The following is a 16,840-nucleotide window of genomic DNA, read 5'->3' on the forward strand; positions in this document are numbered from 1 at the left end:
CTGCCGACTCAGAAGTCGGTCTCGCCTTCGATCACGGCCGGGTGGCCACTCATCGCGCGCGAGGTCTGCATGCCGGCCATCACCGCCGCTTCCACGCAGCCGGCGTTCAAGCCGGTCTTGATCCAGTCGCCCGTCAGGTACAGGTTGGAGAAGCCGGATTGGTCGGTCTGCAAGCGGTACTTGGTGCTGTTCACCACCGACATCACGTAGCGCTCGGAGGGATCGACGTTGGCGCGCCAGTACTGGCTGTCGAAGCGCGCCACGCCGGTCGCTTCGCTGCCGTCCACCAGCCATTGCCACGGGAAGGCGCCGGCCGGCCCGGCCGCCGACCACAGCGAGGCGATCCTCTTGCTCAACTGCTCGACCGCGCCCTCCTTCGCCAGCGCCGTCATGCGCGCCGGGAAGCCGCTGTCGCTCACCGGCGGGTAGCTCGTCACCGGCAGCGCGCAGCAGAAGTAGGACACGTTGCGCGGATCCAGCGGCGCCGGCCACGCCTCGCGGCATAGCAACTGGTCCATCGGCGCCCAGGTGTCGTAAGGTTCGCTGAATCCGCTCAGCACCGGCTGCTGGCCGTCGGGCTGATAGTCCCAGCCCATCTGCTTCAAGTCCTTGTCCAGCCAGACCTGGTAGGCCTGCGTTGCCACCGTCTGCACCTGTTCGTAGGTGGTGTTCAACGCCGGGCTTTGCGCCAGCAGCTGCGGGCACAAAGGCTTGAGCGAACCGACCGAGATGCCGAACACCACCTGGTCGAAATCGACGCCGCGCTTGAGCGTCAACACAGGCAGCTCCTTGTCGAAGTGCTGGCGATACAGCTTGGGCCAGTCGCTCCAGTAGGATTCCAGGTTGACGTTATGCGCCTGCAGCAGCGCCGCCTGCGCCGGGTCGATCTGGCCGTAGTTCGGGGTGCTCGGCCAGCAGGCCAGGTCCTTCACATCCACCAGCGGATCGTAGGCCGCGCCATTCAGCGCGACCTGTTGCGTCATGCGGATGCTGCCGATCTGGCGGCCGTCCGGCACCAACTCCTCGACCTTGTGGAAGAACTTAAACTTGACGCCGCGCGCCAGCAAGGCCTGGTACAGCGGTGTGAACACCGTGTCGCCCATGCCCGCCTGCATCTTGAACATGATGCCGCCCTTGTAGGCGAGGCCGATGCGCGCCATCGCCCGCAGCAGCGTGCCCGCTTCGATATTCGGCTTGCCGAAATCGCCGCCTTCGAAGGCGAACACCAGGTCGTAGAAACCGCGCACCGGCGCCGAATCCACGCACAGCTCTTCGTCGCCGCCGTGCTTGCGCAGCCACTGGCGGAAGTCGACGTCGTTGATGACGTCGAAGCCGTTGCGTAACACGCCGTCCGCAAACACGCCCTTCATCACCGTCACGCCCAGGTCCAGGCAAATGAACAGGCGGCGCACGTCGTCGCTGGCGTCGCCGTCGGCGCGCTCGATCAGCTTGCGGTAGCGCGAGTGCAGCCGCTGGCGCACGCCCTCCAGCGCGCCGGCCAGCGCCCGATGTTCGCCCGCCGTGTGCTGCGCGGCGTCGGCCGACAGATTGACCGCCATGCCGTACAAGGCGCTGCCCAGCATCGACATGTCTTCCAGCAGTTCGTGCGCCGACGACGTCACGCCTTCGGCCAAGTGGAACAGCCAGTCCGGCAGCATGCCGGTGTGGTGTTCATGCGGCGGCAGTTCCAGCTCCTGGGTCAGGTTGTCCAGGCTCTTTATCCATTTTTCGATCCAGCCCATCATCGCCACCGCCAGCTGCCACAGCGTGATCTGCTGACTGCCCTCGCCCGGTTCGCCCGGCAACGTCGGGAACACGATGGACCAGTTGTGCCACTGGTCGCCGACCTGCTCCGACAGCGCCACGTAATCGTGCTGCTTGAAGGCGTCGCGCCAGGTCGCCAGCGGCGCGCCGGCCGGCCGATCGAGGCTGGTGTAGGCGGCCTTGATCATCTTGAAGGCGTTGGAGTAGAAGCCGAACCAGATGTGCAGGCCGTGTTCTTCGATGCGCTGGCCGTACTGCGCATTGCGTCCGCTGGCGCCCTTGCCGCCCAGGCGCCAGCCTTGCTGGTAGACGGTGATGTCGTAGTTGTTCTGCCAGCCCGGCAGGTCGCTCAGGTAGTAGGCCGCCGTCATCGAGCCGACGCCGCCGCCGAGGATGGCGATCTTCTTCGGCGCGATCGAGGAATTGTCGATCAGCTCCTCGCCCGGCTGCGCGGTGAAGTCGAAGTTCAGGTTGTACGGCAGGATGGCGGTCTGCGCGCCCAGTTGCAGGCCCAGTGTCTCGTGGAGCGGGAAGCTGTCGAAGGCGTGCAGCACGCACTCGTATTCGTAGCCCAGCAGTTTGCCGCCGTGGATCTTGTCGATGGTGGCCGGCGCCGCCAGGATGGCCTGGTACACGGCTTTCAGGCCGGCGCTGTCCGGGAACTGCTTGAGGAAGATCTGGTCGATGCGCGGATTGCGCAGCAGCGAGATGATGTCGTCCCAGCCCGCCACATCGAGGTTGAAGAAGTCGGGGATGGACAGGAACAGCTCTATCGCCTGCTCGATCAGATCGAGCACGCTGGCGATGGGCTTTTCGATGCCGGTCTTGCGGGTCGCGTTCACTTCCAGCAGCGGGTGCATGGCGATCTTGGTTTCCGGCGCAAACGGCTGGAAGCCCTTGGCCGCGACCGAGCAGCGCAGCGGTTCGGCGCCGGCCGCCGGGATCTCGTACTCGCATAAATACTTGGGATAGCCGAACAGTTCGCGGCCGTTAATCAGCGCCATCGCGTCGTCGACGAAGATGTGTGCTGGGTAGTAGTAAATGTGGGACAGCTCGCCCTCGTCGTCCATGGCGCCGACCATGATCCAGGTGACGATGTCGATCTCGGTGATCCAGCCCTTGGCATGGTCGACCGGGGCGGCCGAATCGGCGTGGTTGACGCGCGTGAACGTCAGCAGCACATACGGCGAAATCGCCTTGAAGCGCATGCGCTGGCCGGCCACCTGGTTCAGCGTGTCGTCCAGCGTGGCCTGGAGCTTGGCCAGGTCGCCCTTGACGAAGAAGCCGTACATCTCGGAGTTTTTCAATTGCAGCGGTGAGTGCATCATCACCGAACCGCCTTGGTAGATATATGAAGGTCTGGTCGCCATGGCTCATTCGTTGAGGGTTGAACAGCGTTCCAGTGTATTGCAAAATCACTGTTCATTGCCGAAAATAAATTTGCTGCCGTGGGTGTAGGATGTAGCCTGAGCCACAGATAAGGAAGACCGCATGGGTCGCGATCAACATGAAACCCGCGCCTGGGTCCGCATGCCGTCGGAGCGCCGGCTGGACCTGCTCGACCCCACGCCGTTCGACTGGGATGACAGCGACCTGGCGCTGGGCTTGGCGCGCACCTATCGCTGGGGTGGGCATTCGGCGTGGCCGCTGCCGCTGTCGGTGGCGCAGCACTCGCTGACGGTGATGCATTTGCGCGCGGCCGCCAGCACGGCGGTCGGGCTGACATTGCCGCCGCTGGCCGCGCTGCGCGAACTGCTGCACGATGCGGAGGAAGGCTTGCTGGGATTCGATTGCGTCTCGCCGTTGAAGCCGTTTCTGGGCGAAGGCTTCAAGGCACTGACGGTGCGGCTGGAACGCGCGGTGTTCCTGCGCTACGGCTTGCAGCACTGGACGCCGAAGGAACACGCCGCCCACAAGATGGCCGACCGGCTGGCTGCGGCCAGCGAAGCGGTGCATGTGGTGGGATGGTCGGCGAAGGAAGTGTTGCACACGCTGAAGATCACCGTGCCGCCGTTGAACGCCGATCCGCTGCAAGCCATCTACGGCGGCACCGCGTGGGAGCCGTGGCCGCCGGCCGTCGCCAGCGAGCGCTTCCTGGCGGAGCTTGATCGGCTAAAAGCCCTCAGTGCTTAAGCTGGGTTTTCTCGTCTTTGGGCTTGGGTGGATATTTTTTCCGGGTGTCCAGCACTGACCAGATGGAGAAGCTAACGCCAACCGTCAGCGCTATTCCGAGCAGCAGATACAACACCCAATCTAACGGTTTCATCTTCTACTCCTTTTTGAGAGACGATGGATAATTATAAAACTGATCGCGGTCGAAGTAGCTGCGACACCAACGCTAACCCATAACATCCTATTTGCATCAATCAGCTGGCTGTTTTTCTCGCCCACGACATTCACAGCATAGAGCGCACTGTAAATCGAGATAAACACAACTGCCATCCCATTTTGAATCGTCTTCCAATCCTTCTCTCTGGCGGGAAGATGCTCCGTCTCATTAATAATCGAGATGTGTAGTACCAAGCCCAACACAATGAAGTCTGCGGCAGAAGCCACATTCACTGCATCATGGGCTGTCGACGCCCAAACCAACAGCCTGGCTAATAATGGGATCAGGCCGACCAAAAATGTGTACGCCAACCATTTGCTGCTAGAGAATTTCATTTGCAGACCTCCCAGCGGTTCGTCTAACCATTTTAATCAGCCGCGACAGGGACGATCTGGCGCAACGCAATCGCGCCGCCGAACCGCGGAACTGGACTTTTAGCGCATAGCCAATCGCGCAACCGGTGGGTACACTGGCGCTTCAAGTTAAACTCTGGAGCAACTCATGGCAACACCCGAAAACGAACTGACCAACAACGCCAAGCTGACGGCGCTGGCGCGCGCCTTGCGCGACTTGCACAAGCAGCTGATCCATGTGGAGACGCAGTATTTTGGCACGGTCGGCAGCCCGTTGGAGCTGTTGCAGTTGGTGACGAATCATCCGCACTTCGCCTGGCTGCAAAAGCTGTCCGGCCTGATGGCGCAAATGGACGAACGGCTCGATGAGCCGGAACCGGTCACCGTCGCCGAAGCCGGCGCCTACCGCAAGGCGATCGAGGCGCTGATCGGTCCGTCCGAGAACGGCGACGCCGAGTTCCGCGCCAAATACAACGCGCTGCTGCACGACGGCACCGAGATCGTCATGGCGCACGGCGCCGTGCGCAAGCTGCTTGCCGGAATCACCGGCTAAGCGTATCCAGGCAGGCCTTGACCGCCGCGCATGCAATTCCTGAGGAAAAGCCGCTAAGCCGCCGTATTTAAAGCCCTTTTCCCAGATATCCACACCAACTGTGGATAAGGTTGTGAATAACCACCTCTTGACAGCCGAGAACGCCTTTAACGGCGCGGGATTCAACAAAATGCCTAATCCACAGGCAGATTTATTACCCAATAAAATCAATGACTTACATCATGTAAAATTCAGCCTTCAAACGTTTTCCGGTCCGCTTGAAAAATATTTTTTTGTGCATAAGTAGGCCGGGAGACACGCGGATGCACGCATGCCGGGGAATCCTTTGACAAAAGTGCTGGCAAGGAATAGTGTCACTCTGAAGGTCCGCAATTCCCTTCTTCGACTTATCGCGGGATTCATGCATGAACCAGAACGACGACACCGATTGGATGATAGAGGACGACGCGCCGCCGGCCAGCCAGCCGCAGCCAGGCAAGCCCGGCGCCGCGCCGGTGCCGCCCCCGTGGCGGGTGCTGATCGTGGACGACGATGTGGATGTCCACGTGGTCACCAAATTCTCACTGAGCAATGTCTGCTTCCAGGGACGGCGGCTGAGCTTCCTGCACGCCTACAGCGGCGAGGAAGCCCTGACGACGCTGCGCACCACGCCCGACATCGCGCTGGTGCTGCTGGACGTTATCATGGAGACCAGCGACGCCGGCCTGAACGTGGCACGCCATATCCGCGACACCCTGAACAACAAGCTGGTGCGCATCGTGCTGCGCACCGGCCAACCGGGACAGGCGCTGGAGCACAGCATCATCCTCGACTACGACATCAACGATTTCTGGTGCAAGACCGACCTCACCACACGCAAGCTGTTCACCACGGTGATCTCGTCGCTGCGCGCCTATTCCGGACTGGAGCAGGCGCACCGGCAGATACAGGCGCTGCAACAGGAACTGGACCAGGCCAGGACGGTGCTGGCCGCGGTAGACCAGCACGCGGCCATGATGACGCTGGATGCGCGCGGCAAGATCGTCGCGGTCAACGATAAATTCTGCGCGGTGTTCCAGTACAGCCGCGAGGAACTGCAAGGCGCCGATCCGCGCCTGTTGCACGCCGCCCCCTATCCGCCGGATCAATTGAAGGACGCCCTGCAAGCGCTGAAGGAAGGCGAAGCCTGGACCGACGTGGTCAGCGCCTGGCGCCGCGACGGCCAGGAAGTGCGGCTGCGCGCCACCGTGACGGCCACCGCCGACATCCCGCCGCGCTACATCGTCGTCGCCAGCGTCCTGCAAGCACTCAAACGGCCGCTGTAACGCCGTAAGTCGCGGATTGTTATAGCTCTTTTCAGGATATCCACAGAGGCTGTGGATATCTATGTGGATATCACCCCATTGACACCGCAGGGAGGCTTTACCTATGCGGTTTTCAATAAACTGCCCATTCAAAAGGCAAAATCAAACCCCTTACAAATCAAGTACTTAGCGCGCCACGTATTGTGACAAGAAAATATTTTGAAAATAATTCTTGTCAACATGGTTTGTGCATAAGTAAACGCGGCAGCGCCATTAGCGGTCGTCTCAATGAGGAGATTTTCGACGCTGTTCAGGGTGCAATAGCACCCGTTCGATCACTTGCGGATCAACGTTATGGGATTTCATGTATTCGATCGCGCAGACGGTGTTAAAGCTGGACTGCACCTGTATGCCACGATCTACTGCGGCACTGCATTGCTCGTCACTGCGCTGCTGTAATAGCGAAACGTTCATCATGAGCCTTAACAAGAATTGAAGGGATAGACTTTGATCTGCGGCACGCTAAAGGAGTATGGGCGACGCTAGACCAAAGTCAATGTCAGCTTCCTATCAATTCCGATTTAAAACACGTCATGCTCCTGCGTTCATAGACATGCGGCAATACCGGCGCGATAATGGTGCATGCCTACCGATCCGCCACGCCTCCGCCCCGCCTCGCTACTTGATCTATTCGTCTCTTTCACCATTTTGGCGCTCCAGGGTTTTGGCGGCGTACTGGCCGTCGTGCAGCGTGAGCTGGTCGAACGCAAGCGCTGGCTGACCCAGGAAGAGTTCATCGAGGAATGGGCGGTCGCCCAGATCATGCCCGGCCCCAACGTGGTCAACCTGGCGCTGATGATCGGCAACCGCTACTTCGGCTTGCGCGGCGGACTGGTCGCGCTGGCCGGCATGCTCACCGTGCCGCTGCTGGTGGTGCTGGTGCTGGCCGTGCTGCACTCCCACTACGCGCACCACCCCGGCGTGGCCGGCGCGCTGCGCGGCATGGCGGCGGTGTCGGCCGGCATGATCGCCGCCACCGGCCTCAAGCTGGCCTCCGCGCTCGGCAAGCATCCGCTGCCGATGTGGCTGACCTCGCTCATCGCCCTGCTGTGTGTGGTGTTCGTGGTGCTGCTGCACCTGCCGCTGGCCTACACCCTGCTGATCCTGGGCAGCATCGGCGTCACGCTCACCTACCGCAAGATGAAGGGCCATCAACCATGAACGACGCCCCGCTGCACCTGGTGCTGAGCCTGGGCGACTGGGTCAACCTGTTCGCCCATTACATGCTGCTGTCGCTGATGTCGATCGGCGGCGCGATCTCCACCACGTCCGAGATGCATCGTTTCCTGGTCGAGGAACATCACTGGCTGACGCAATCGCAGTTCAACGATTCGATCGCCATCGCCCAGGCCGCGCCGGGCCCGAACGTGCTGTTCGTGGCGCTGATGGGTTGGAACGTGGGCCTGAACGCGGGCAGCTACACGGCGGCGATGGCCGGCGTGCTGGTGACGATGACAGGCATTATGCTGCCAAGCACCACGTTGACTTATCTGGCGGCGCGCTGGGCGCACAAGAACCGCGAACTGCTGGGCGTGCGCGCCTTCAAGCAAGGCATGGCGCCGGTGGTGGTCGGGTTGATGGTATCGGTGGGGATCATACTCGGCAGCGCGCATCACAACTGGACCACCGACTGGCCCTTGTGGACCCTGTCGGTGGCGGCCGGCCTGGTGATCTGGCGTACCCGCATCCACTTGCTGTGGATGTTGGCCGGCGGCGCCGTGCTGGGATGGTTCCAGCTGGTGTGACGCCGCCAGGCTTGCTGCAATTAGTCCTTGATCGATTCGACCGCGAACGTCAGGGTCACGTCGTCGCCGACGTTAGGCGCGTATTTGCCGGCGTTGAATTCGGTGCGCTTGATGGTGGCGGTGGCGTTGGCGCCGCAAGCGAGCTTCTTCATCATCGGGTGATCCATGCACTGGAAGTGGGTCACGGTCAGCGTTACCGGCTTGGTGACGCCTTTGATGGTCAGGTTGCCTTCGATGGTCGACGGTACGTCGCCCTTGAAGTTGAACTTGGTTGACTTGTAGGTGATGGTCGGGAACTTGGCGGTGTCCAGGAAGTCTTCGCCCTGGATGTGGCTGTCGAACAGCTTGGAGCCGGTGTCCACCGATTTGGTATCGATCACGGCTTCAACCGAACCGGTCTTGGCGGCGCGGTCCAGCACGATCTTGGCGGTCGTGCTGTTGAAGCGGCTTTGCTGGAGCGAGTAGCCGAAGTGGCTGTATTCGAAACGGGCAAAGGTGTGATTCGCGTCGGAGCTGAAGCTTTCCGGCGCGGCGAAGGCGGACATCGAGATACCAGCGGCAACCAGCAGGGCGAAGATTTTTTTCATCAGTAAGACTCCAGAATGTGGGAACAATAGATAAAGACTCGACCCGGCCGCTACTAGCCACCCGGTGCATGTCCTTCGAGTGAACCGATTATGCTCGCCACACTTGGTGTTGTAAAACGAAAAATTTACCGCCTTACTATCGATAAAATCGATCATAAACGCGAATCAAGCCTGTCAGGCGGCGACGGCGACCGCCGCTGGATGCTGCAGGATGCGGCTCGGCAGGCGCTGCTCCAGCGCTGCGAACGCCACGCTACCGCGCGCCGAAGGATTTACTGACGCCCTGCCACCGCGCAGGCGTGGATACGGAAGTGCTTCTCCATAATTCCGCAGCCATCAAATCAATACGAATAGTTTTACGTTTTGATATGCATTTTCTTCCTTATAATTTTTTGGAATATAGAAAGGGGAAAAACTTCGTTTGCCGCATGAGCAGCTGATGCGATACTTCGCGCACCGGAACCTTACAACCGGCACCAACCCCTATTCCTGATGACTACACCACTGATTCGCATCGATCATGCGAGTAAAACCTTTGCGCTGCCAGACGGCGGCGCGTTCCACGCAGTACGCGACGTGACCCTGGAAGTGAACCAAGGCGATATCTTCGGCCTGATCGGCAAAAGCGGCGCCGGCAAATCGACCTTGCTGCGCCTGTTTAACCTGCTGGAGCAGCCCGACAGCGGCCGCGTATTCGTCGACGGCCGCGAATTGACCGCGCTGTCCAAGCGCGACCTGCGCGACGCGCGCCGCAATATCGGCATGATTTTCCAGCAATTCAACCTGCTGCAGAACGCCACGGTGTTCGACAACGTCGCCTTCCCGCTGCGCATCCACGGCGGCATGACGCCGGCGCAGATCACCGCCCGCGTCAACGATTGCCTGGAACTGGTGGAATTGAGCGGCAAGACGGCCAGCTATCCGGCGCAGCTGTCGGGCGGCCAGAAACAGCGCGTCGCCATCGCCCGCGCACTGGCCAGCGGTCCGGCCGTGCTGCTGTGCGACGAACCCACCTCCGCGCTGGACGCAGAGACCACGCGGGCGCTGCTCGCCACGCTGCGCGACATCAACCGCCGCCTGAACGTGACCATCGTGATCGTCAGCCATGAGCTGTCGGTGCTGGGCGAGATCTGCAACCGCGTGGCCGTGATCGAAGACGGCGCGATCGCCGAACAATTCGCGCTGGACGACGCCGCAAGCGTGGCCGAGCCGCGCAAGACCGCACTGGGCCGGGAACTGGCGCAGCACGGCGCCGCCAGCGCGCTCGCCAACATCAACAACGCCAACACGGAGGCAGCCTATGTCTGAATACCTTGCCTCGCTCGACGCCATCATCGCCATGCTGCCGGAGATGTGGACCGCCCTTGGTCAAACGCTGACCATGCTCGGCATCGGCCTGACCGCCGCAGTGCTGATCGGCGGCCCACTGGGTATCCTGCTGTTCCTGGTGGCCGACGGACAATCGCTGCAAAACCGCCCCGCTTCCCTGATACTGGGCTGGTTCGTGAACACGGTGCGCTCGTTCCCGTTCATCATTTTGCTGGTGGCGCTGGTGCCGTTCACGCGCATCATCGCCGGCACCTCGATCGGGCCGCTGGCCGCCGCCGTGCCGCTGTCCTTCGCCGCCATACCTTACTTCGCCCGCATGGTCGAACAGAACCTGCGTGAAGTGCCGCGCGGCGTGATCGAAGCGGCCCACGCGATGGGCGCCTCGGAAATGCAGATCGTACTGCGCGTGCTGCTGGTGGAGGCCCGATCCGGCCTGGTGCTGGCGCTGACCGTGCTGTCGATCAGCTTCCTGTCTTACTCCGCCGTGGCCGGCGTGGTGGGCGGCGGCGGCATCGGCGACCTCGCCATCCGCTACGGCTACTACCGCTTCGAGACCGACATCATGGTCGCCACCGTCGCCATCCTGATCGCCATGGTGCAGCTGATCCAGTTCACCGGCAACCGCATCGCCAAACGCCTCGACAAACGCTAATTTAAGGGTACCAATATGAACACACCTCGCCGCAACCTGCTGCTCGCAGCACTGACCATCGCCCTCGGCATCGCCGCGCCTAGCTACGCCAAGGACACGAAGGAAATCGTGATCGGCACCAGCGCCGGCCCGTACGCGGACCAGATCAAGCTGGGCATCAAGCCTATCCTGGAAAAGCAGGGCTACAAGATCAAGCTGGTGGAGTTCAACGACTACATCCAGCCGAACTTCGCGCTGGCTGAAGGCTCGCTGGACGCCAACGTGTTCCAGCACATCGTCTACCTGAATGAATTCGCGGCCAAGAACAAGCTGCCGCTGGCGGACCTGGTGAAGATCCCGACCGCGCCGATAGCCATCTACAGCAAGAAGCACAAGACGTTGGCCGAGGTGAAGGAAGGCGGTACCGTCGCCATGCCTAACGACCCGACCAACCAGGCGCGCGCGCTGGTGCTGCTGGATCAACTGGGTTGGATCAAGCTGCGCGAGAAGTTCGATCCGGTGAAGGCGTCGGAGAAGGATATCGCCGTCAACGTCAAGAAAATCAAGTTGATCGCACTGGACGCCGCGCAGCTGCCGCGCTCCCTGCAGGACACCGACTACTCCTTCGTCAACGGTAACTACGCGCTGGCGTCGGGCATGAAGTTGAAGGAGGCGCTGCTGACCGAGAAGATCTCGTCGAACTACATCAACCTGGTGGCGATCCGCAGCGCCGACAAGGACAAGCAGTTCGCCAAGGATCTCGCGGCGGCCTACCGTTCGCGCGAGTTCCTGGCCGTGACCAACAAATACTTCCCCGACTACTCGAAGACCGAAGACCAGCTGGCGCTGGAAGCTGGCGGCGCGGCCAAGCCGGGCAAGTAATCAGGGACTCCAATCAGGCCAGCCGCTTCCTGCGAGCGGCGACGCCTGACACCAGTGCGAGGCTGGCCAGGAACATGGCGTAGGATTCAGGTTCCGGCACGGCGGAAACTCGGGCCAAGGATGTGAGCATGCCATTCATCTGAATATTGCCATTTTGAGTCTGCCATCCCAGATTCGCCTCGGCCAAATACCAGTCGTTCAAATTGAAGTGAGTTGGTATGGACGTGCCTGACAAGTTCGCCCTGTACGGGTCCCAAAACCTGAATTGCAGACTTTGATTTAACGAAGTTTGGCCAATGTAGACATCGTCCGCAGACGAATGATCGATCAGGGCAGACGCCCAATTGAATGTCGGATCAGTAGTTGTACCGGTTTTATCGAAGGTGAGCGAGGCGAGGTTCAACGCCGGCGCTGTCGATTGATAGAACGCCCAGCCGCTTGCCCCAGAGGTTTGCGGCATATTGGTGTCGATAGTGAACCAGCCATGGAAATCATCGCCGACTCGTACTCCTCCTGGAATTTCACTGCTCGACACAATCGCATGACTACCCGCCATCGTATTCTCGCGGAGGTTATTAATAATCCCCGTGTATTCAAACTTGATGACTTCGGCATGTGCCGACGTTGCAATTAAAAGGCTGATCAGAACAAGTACGATGCGGCGCATAGTGACTCCCATTTAAGTTATGGAAATGCCACTATATTGCAAAAATAATAAAATCGGTAGGGATTTTGATTTTTTTGCAAATCCAGTTATCCAAATGAGGGGCGCCTCTGGTGCCCCTCATTGCGATCAATCCAAATCGGAGGCGGCGTGCCGTTCGTGCACCTGCTCTTCCGGCTCGCCGAACGTGCGATTAACCTTGCGGCCACGGATAGCTGCAGGTCGAGCGGAGATCTCGTCGGCCCAGCGGCGGACGTTTTTATACTCGTGCACCGACAGGAATTCGCCGGCGCCGTAAATCTTTCCAAGTACCAGAACACCGTACCACGGCCAGATCGCCATGTCGGCGATGGTGTAGTCGTCGCCGGCGACGTAGCGGTGGTCGGCCAGTTGGCGATCCAGCACGTCGAGCTGGCGTTTGACTTCCATCGCATAGCGGTTGATCGGGTACTCCAGCTTTTCCGGCGCATACGCATAGAAATGGCCGAAGCCTCCGCCCAGGAACGGCGCGGAGCCCATCTGCCAGAACAGCCAGTTCAGCGTCTCGGTGCGCGCCGCCAGGTCCTTCGGCAGGAAGGCGCCGAATTTCTCCGCCAGATACACCAGGATCGAGCCGGATTCGAACACGCGCAATGGCTGCGCGCCGCTGCGGTCCACCAGCGCGGGTATCTTCGAGTTGGGATTAATGTCGACAAAGCCGCTGGAGAACTGCTCGCCGTCGTTGATGCGTATGAGCCAGGCGTCATACTCTGCGCCGGAATGTCCAAGCGCCAGCAGCTCTTCCAGCAAAATCGTCACCTTCACACCGTTCGGCGTGCCCAATGAATACAGCTGCAAGGGATGCTGCCCGACCGGCAGTTCCTTGTCATGCGTGGGGCCAGCAACCGGGCGGTTAATGCTCGCAAAGGTGCCGCCGGATGGCGCATCAGCTACCCAGACTTTCGGCGGTACGTACTTCGATTGATCAGTCATTCAACACTCCATCCAAATTCAAGGCAAAAGCATACCCTAATCGTTGCGCATCTGCGCCTGCGACACATTGCTCCCCGCCGGCACGCTTTGCGTCAGCCATACGTTACCGCCGATGGTGGAGCCGGCGCCGATGGTGATGCGGCCCAGGATGGTCGCGCCGGCATAGATCACCACGTCGTCCTCCACCACCGGATGGCGTGGCACGCCCTTGATCAAGGTGCCTTTTTCGTCCGCCGGGAAACGCTTGGCACCCAACGTCACGTGCTGGTACAGCCGCACGCGCTGGCCGAGGATCGCCGTTTCGCCAATCACCACGCCGGTGCCGTGGTCGATGAAGAAACTGCCGCCGATCTGCGCGCCGGGATGGATGTCGATCCCGGTCAGCGAATGGCCGATGTCCGAAATCAGCCGCGCCAGGAACGGCGCGCCCAACCGGTGCAGGCTGTGCGCCAGCCGGTAGTACAGGATGGCGATGGTGCCCGGATAACACAGCATGATCTCGGCCACCGAGGTCGCAGCCGGATCGCCGGAGAACGCCGCCTGCACGTCGGACACCATCAACCCGCGTATGCCCGGCAGCCCGGCCGCGAATTCGCGCGTGATGGCGTGGGCCTGGCGGGTCAGCGCTTCCTCATCGGCCATGGCGTCCTCCAGCGAGAACTGCAAGCCGCGCCGGACCTGCTCCGTCAGGCGGTTCAAGGTGGTGTTGAGGGTGTCGCCGACGAAGTAGTCGATGCTCTCGTCGGTCAGGTTGGGCCGGCCGTAGTGCGTCGGGAACAGCACCGCCGACAGGCCGTTGACGATGATCGTCAGCGCCTCGCGCGACGGCAGCTCGCGCACCTTGCCGTGATGGCGGATGTTGTGCGTGGCCTCGCGCGACACGCGCAACTGCTCGATCACGTGGTCCAGGTTCCAGTGCGACGGCTTGACGCCGGTTCCATCAAAAATATCGATAGTCATAATGTCTCGAATTATAAAAACGCATTTCGCCTTCGGATATGCGATGACTGCATATCGCGTAAAATGCTCGGTCCACTGAACAATACGCCTTTAATGAATATTTTGCTGACACTGCTGCTGGCCGGCCTTTCCATGGTCGGGCCGCTGGCCATCGACACCTATCTGCCGTCGTTCCCGGCGATCGCCCAGACCTTCGACGCCAGTCCGATGCTGATCCAGCAGACGTTGAGCATGTTCCTGTTCTGCTTTGCCTTCATGATGCTGTTCTACGGCACGCTGTCCGATTCCTTCGGCCGCCGTCCGGTGATCCTGGTGTCGCTGGTGGCTTACATCGCCGCCTCCGTCGTCGGTGCGATGGCGCCGTCCATCGGCGTGCTGCTGGCTTGCCGCATCGTGCAGGGCCTGGCGGCCGGCGCCGGCTCGGTGGTCGGCCGCGCCATCGTGCAGGACCGCTTCTCCGGCGCCGCCGCGCAGAAGATCCTGGCGCATATCATGATGGTGTTCGGCCTGGCGCCCGCCATCGCGCCGGTGCTGGGCGGCTGGCTGCAGGTGAGCTTCGGCTGGCGTTCGATCTTCTGGTTCCTCAGCGGTTTCGGCGTCCTGATGTTCATCGCCGTGCAGCGCGCGCTGCCGGAGAGCCTGCCCGTCAAGGACCGCCATCCCTTCCATCTCGGCGTCATCGCAGGGAACTACTGGAAGGTGCTGTGCCACCACCAGTTCCTGCTGCTGTCGATCGCGGTCGGCATGAGCTTTGCGGGCGTTGCACTGTATATCGGCTCGGCCGCCTACTTCGTGATGAACATCCTGCACCTGCCGGAAACGGCGTTCGCCTGGATGTTCGTGCCGCTGATCAGTGGCATGGTGGTCGGCTCCGCGCTGTCGGGTAAATTCGCCAACAAATTCTCGCGCAACGCGCAAGTGTGGATAGGCCTTGCCATCATGATCGCCGCCGGCATCATCAACGTCGCCTACAACAGCGCCTTTGTCGCGGCCGTGCCCTACGCCGTGGCGCCGCTGTTCATCTACTCCTTCGGCCTGGCGCTGGCCATGACGCCGCTGTCGCTGATCGCGCTGGAGTACTTCCCGAACAACAGCGGCCTGGCGTCGTCGATGCAGTCGTTTATCCAGATGCTGCTGTTTGCGCTGGTGTCCGGCCTGGTGGCGCCGCTGCTGTTCGACAGCGCGCTGAAACTGGCCTGGGGCGTGCTCGCCAGCCTGGTCGTCAGCGTAATCGCCTGGGTTCTGGCGCAGACCGGAAAGCCTGTCACGCACTAATCCAGCCATGGAACTCCACATCGTCATCGAAGGCAGGAAGGACCTGGGCGGGCAGCTGTACCGCCAGTTGAGCGACTCGATCCGCAGCGGACGGCTGGCCGACGGCCAGCAACTGCCGCCTTCCCGCCTGCTTGCCGAGCAGATCGGCCTGTCCCGCAAGACCGTCTCCGACGTCTACACCCGCTTGACGCAAGAGCGGCTGGTGCTGGGCCAGGTCGGCAAGGGCAGCTTCGTCAACGCGCCGACCAGAGCCAAACCGCGCCGGCAGCTCGCCATCAACCTGGCCAGCGCCGCCATCGTCGCCAAGTGGGACGCCATGCACACGCCGCTGCGCGTGCCCTTCCCGGAAGGCCGCTCGCGCTATGAGTTCGTCGGAGGCTGCGTCACGCCTTCGCTGTTCCCGAGCGACGAATGGCGGCGCTGCATGCTGCACGGCCTGCGCCAGGACGTCAAGGGCAGCGGCATGTACCACCAGGCGGAAGGCATCGCCGAACTGCGCGCCGCCATCGCCCACCATGCCGCCTTTGCGCGCGGCGTGGTCTGCACTCCCAACAACGTGGTCGTCACCAACGGCGCCCAGCAGGCGCTGGACCTGCTGGGCCGCTTGCTGCTGGAGCCGGGCTGCGTGGTCGCCGTCGAGGAACCGGGCTATCCGGCCGCGCGCATGCTGTTCGCCAGCCAGGGCGCGCGGGTGGTCGGCATCGGCGTCGACGGTGAAGGCATGCTGGTCGACCAGATCCCGCAAGGCACGCGGCTGATCTACACCACGCCGGCCCACCAGTTCCCGCTGGGTATGCAGATGAGCGTGGCCCGCCGCGAGGCGCTGCTGGCGCGCGCGCTGGAGATCGGCGCCATCATCATCGAAGACGACTACGACAGCGAGTTCCGCTACGACGGCCGCCCCACCGATTCGCTGCAAAGCATGGACCGGCACGGCGTGGTGGCCTTCGTCGGCAGCTTCTCCAAGGTGATGCTGCCGGAACTGCGGCTGGGTTATGCGGTGTTGCCGGAGGCGATCCTGAACGCTGCCCTCACCGTCAAGCACCTCAACGATTGGCATACCGCCACCGCCAGCCAGCACGCGCTGTCCAAGTTCATCGCCGACGGCTACCTGTCGCGCCACATCCGCCGCTGCGGCGCCATCTACGCGACGCGGCGCGAACGCCTGCAAACGCTGTTTGCCGATGCGCTGTCGCCATGGTTCGAGCTGGTGCCGGCCAGCGCCGGCTTCCACCTGGCGGCACTGTGCAAAAAGCCGCTCGACCTGGACCTGCTGCTGCGGCTGGCGCGGCGCGCCGACGTCGGCCTCTATCCCCTGTCGAACTTCTACGCTTCGACGCCACCCAAGGCCGGCCTGTTCCTCGGCTACGGCGGCATCGAAACGCTCGATATCGAGATCGCGCTGCTGCGCCTGCGCGACATTCTCGTGCAAATGGAGTAAAGCTTAATCAGC

Annotated in this window: 19 protein-coding genes; 12 read left to right on the forward strand and 7 right to left on the reverse strand. The window is 61.7% G+C overall.

Going from position 1 to position 16,840, the window contains the following annotated elements; genetic code table 11:
• Positions 1-8: 8 nt before the first annotated feature.
• The gene (locus AC1RMD_RS09025; RefSeq protein WP_492925774.1) at positions 9-3,092 is read right to left on the reverse strand and encodes an NAD(P)-binding protein; all 3,084 of its coding nucleotides are present in this window, start codon (positions 3,090-3,092) and stop codon (positions 9-11) included.
• 163 nt (positions 3,093-3,255) lie between these two features.
• On the opposite strand from AC1RMD_RS09025, the gene AC1RMD_RS09030 reads away from it, so the two are divergent.
• A complete protein-coding gene (locus AC1RMD_RS09030) occupies positions 3,256-3,897 on the forward strand; it encodes a phosphohydrolase (protein ID WP_492925776.1) in 642 nt (213 codons plus the stop codon).
• Here the strand turns inward: AC1RMD_RS09030 and AC1RMD_RS09035 are convergent.
• Both AC1RMD_RS09035 and AC1RMD_RS09040 read right to left on the reverse strand, forming a co-directional pair.
• Complete coding sequence (locus AC1RMD_RS09035; RefSeq protein ID WP_492925778.1) at positions 3,887-4,030, reverse strand: hypothetical protein; 144 nt, start codon at positions 4,028-4,030, stop codon at positions 3,887-3,889. The two genes, AC1RMD_RS09030 and AC1RMD_RS09035, sit on opposite strands and share 11 nt — an antisense overlap.
• A complete protein-coding gene (locus AC1RMD_RS09040; RefSeq protein ID WP_492925780.1) occupies positions 4,027-4,428 on the reverse strand; it encodes a hypothetical protein in 402 nt (133 codons plus the stop codon). The genes AC1RMD_RS09035 and AC1RMD_RS09040 overlap by 4 nt, the downstream gene beginning before the upstream one ends.
• Positions 4,429-4,594: 166 nt before the next feature.
• Between AC1RMD_RS09040 and AC1RMD_RS09045 the strand changes: the two genes are divergently transcribed.
• The 5 genes from AC1RMD_RS09045 to AC1RMD_RS09065 all read left to right on the forward strand — a co-directional run bounded on the left by AC1RMD_RS09045 (position 4,595) and on the right by AC1RMD_RS09065 (position 8,087).
• Positions 4,595-4,999: a hypothetical protein gene (locus tag AC1RMD_RS09045; RefSeq protein WP_492925782.1), complete on the forward strand. Its 405-nt coding sequence runs from the start codon at positions 4,595-4,597 to the stop codon at positions 4,997-4,999.
• Positions 5,000-5,111: 112 nt separating this feature from the next.
• On the forward strand, positions 5,112-5,285 hold the full coding sequence (locus tag AC1RMD_RS09050; RefSeq protein ID WP_492925784.1) for a hypothetical protein: 174 nt from the start codon (positions 5,112-5,114) through the stop codon (positions 5,283-5,285).
• A gap of 118 nt (positions 5,286-5,403) precedes the next feature.
• On the forward strand, positions 5,404-6,303 hold the full coding sequence (locus tag AC1RMD_RS09055) for a PAS domain S-box protein (protein WP_492925786.1): 900 nt from the start codon (positions 5,404-5,406) through the stop codon (positions 6,301-6,303).
• 621 nt (positions 6,304-6,924) lie between these two features.
• The gene (locus tag AC1RMD_RS09060; protein ID WP_492925788.1) at positions 6,925-7,503 is read left to right on the forward strand and encodes a chromate transporter; all 579 of its coding nucleotides are present in this window, start codon (positions 6,925-6,927) and stop codon (positions 7,501-7,503) included.
• Positions 7,500-8,087: a chromate transporter gene (locus AC1RMD_RS09065; protein ID WP_492925789.1), complete on the forward strand. Its 588-nt coding sequence runs from the start codon at positions 7,500-7,502 to the stop codon at positions 8,085-8,087. Before AC1RMD_RS09060 ends, AC1RMD_RS09065 begins: the two co-directional genes overlap by 4 nt.
• 20 nt (positions 8,088-8,107) lie before the next feature.
• Here AC1RMD_RS09065 and AC1RMD_RS09070 read toward each other — a convergent pair whose 3' ends face one another.
• A complete protein-coding gene (locus tag AC1RMD_RS09070; protein WP_492925791.1) occupies positions 8,108-8,674 on the reverse strand; it encodes a YceI family protein in 567 nt (188 codons plus the stop codon).
• A 90-nt stretch (positions 8,675-8,764) separates the two neighbouring features.
• Here AC1RMD_RS09070 and AC1RMD_RS09075 point away from each other — a divergent pair, with 90 nt between their 5' ends.
• The 4 genes from AC1RMD_RS09075 (at position 8,765) to AC1RMD_RS09090 (ending at position 11,516) form a co-directional block, all read left to right on the forward strand.
• Positions 8,765-8,953 (forward strand): hypothetical protein, encoded by a 189-nt coding sequence (locus AC1RMD_RS09075; RefSeq protein WP_492925793.1) that lies wholly within the window; start codon positions 8,765-8,767, stop codon positions 8,951-8,953.
• A gap of 213 nt (positions 8,954-9,166) precedes the next feature.
• Positions 9,167-9,982 carry a methionine ABC transporter ATP-binding protein gene (locus AC1RMD_RS09080; protein ID WP_492925795.1) on the forward strand — a complete coding sequence of 272 codons (816 nt, stop codon included), beginning with the start codon at positions 9,167-9,169 and terminating at the stop codon, positions 9,980-9,982.
• Positions 9,975-10,655, forward strand: coding sequence for a methionine ABC transporter permease (locus AC1RMD_RS09085; protein WP_217940376.1), 681 nt, complete (start codon positions 9,975-9,977; stop codon positions 10,653-10,655). Before AC1RMD_RS09080 ends, AC1RMD_RS09085 begins: the two co-directional genes overlap by 8 nt.
• Positions 10,656-10,670: 15 nt before the next feature.
• On the forward strand, positions 10,671-11,516 hold the full coding sequence (locus AC1RMD_RS09090) for a MetQ/NlpA family ABC transporter substrate-binding protein (RefSeq protein WP_492925797.1): 846 nt from the start codon (positions 10,671-10,673) through the stop codon (positions 11,514-11,516).
• A gap of 13 nt (positions 11,517-11,529) precedes the next feature.
• On the opposite strand, the gene AC1RMD_RS09095 is transcribed toward AC1RMD_RS09090, so the two are convergent.
• The 3 genes from AC1RMD_RS09095 to epsC all read right to left on the reverse strand — a co-directional run bounded on the left by AC1RMD_RS09095 (position 11,530) and on the right by epsC (position 14,112).
• Positions 11,530-12,183, reverse strand: a complete 654-nt coding sequence (locus AC1RMD_RS09095; protein ID WP_492925799.1) for a PEP-CTERM sorting domain-containing protein — start codon at positions 12,181-12,183, stop codon at positions 11,530-11,532.
• Positions 12,184-12,309: 126 nt separating this feature from the next.
• Complete coding sequence (gene yghU, locus AC1RMD_RS09100; RefSeq protein WP_492925801.1) at positions 12,310-13,152, reverse strand: glutathione-dependent disulfide-bond oxidoreductase; 843 nt, start codon at positions 13,150-13,152, stop codon at positions 12,310-12,312.
• Between the two features lie 36 nt (positions 13,153-13,188).
• A complete protein-coding gene (gene epsC / locus AC1RMD_RS09105; protein ID WP_492925803.1) occupies positions 13,189-14,112 on the reverse strand; it encodes a serine O-acetyltransferase EpsC in 924 nt (307 codons plus the stop codon).
• 93 nt (positions 14,113-14,205) lie between these two features.
• On the opposite strand from epsC, the gene AC1RMD_RS09110 reads away from it, so the two are divergent.
• A complete protein-coding gene (locus AC1RMD_RS09110; protein ID WP_492925805.1) occupies positions 14,206-15,387 on the forward strand; it encodes a multidrug effflux MFS transporter in 1,182 nt (393 codons plus the stop codon).
• A gap of 7 nt (positions 15,388-15,394) precedes the next feature.
• Positions 15,395-16,828, forward strand: a complete 1,434-nt coding sequence (pdxR, locus tag AC1RMD_RS09115) for a MocR-like pyridoxine biosynthesis transcription factor PdxR (RefSeq protein WP_492925807.1) — start codon at positions 15,395-15,397, stop codon at positions 16,826-16,828.
• Positions 16,829-16,840 lie beyond the last annotated feature (12 nt).

It is taken from the genome of Duganella sp. GW822-FHT06D06, assembly GCF_058799615.1.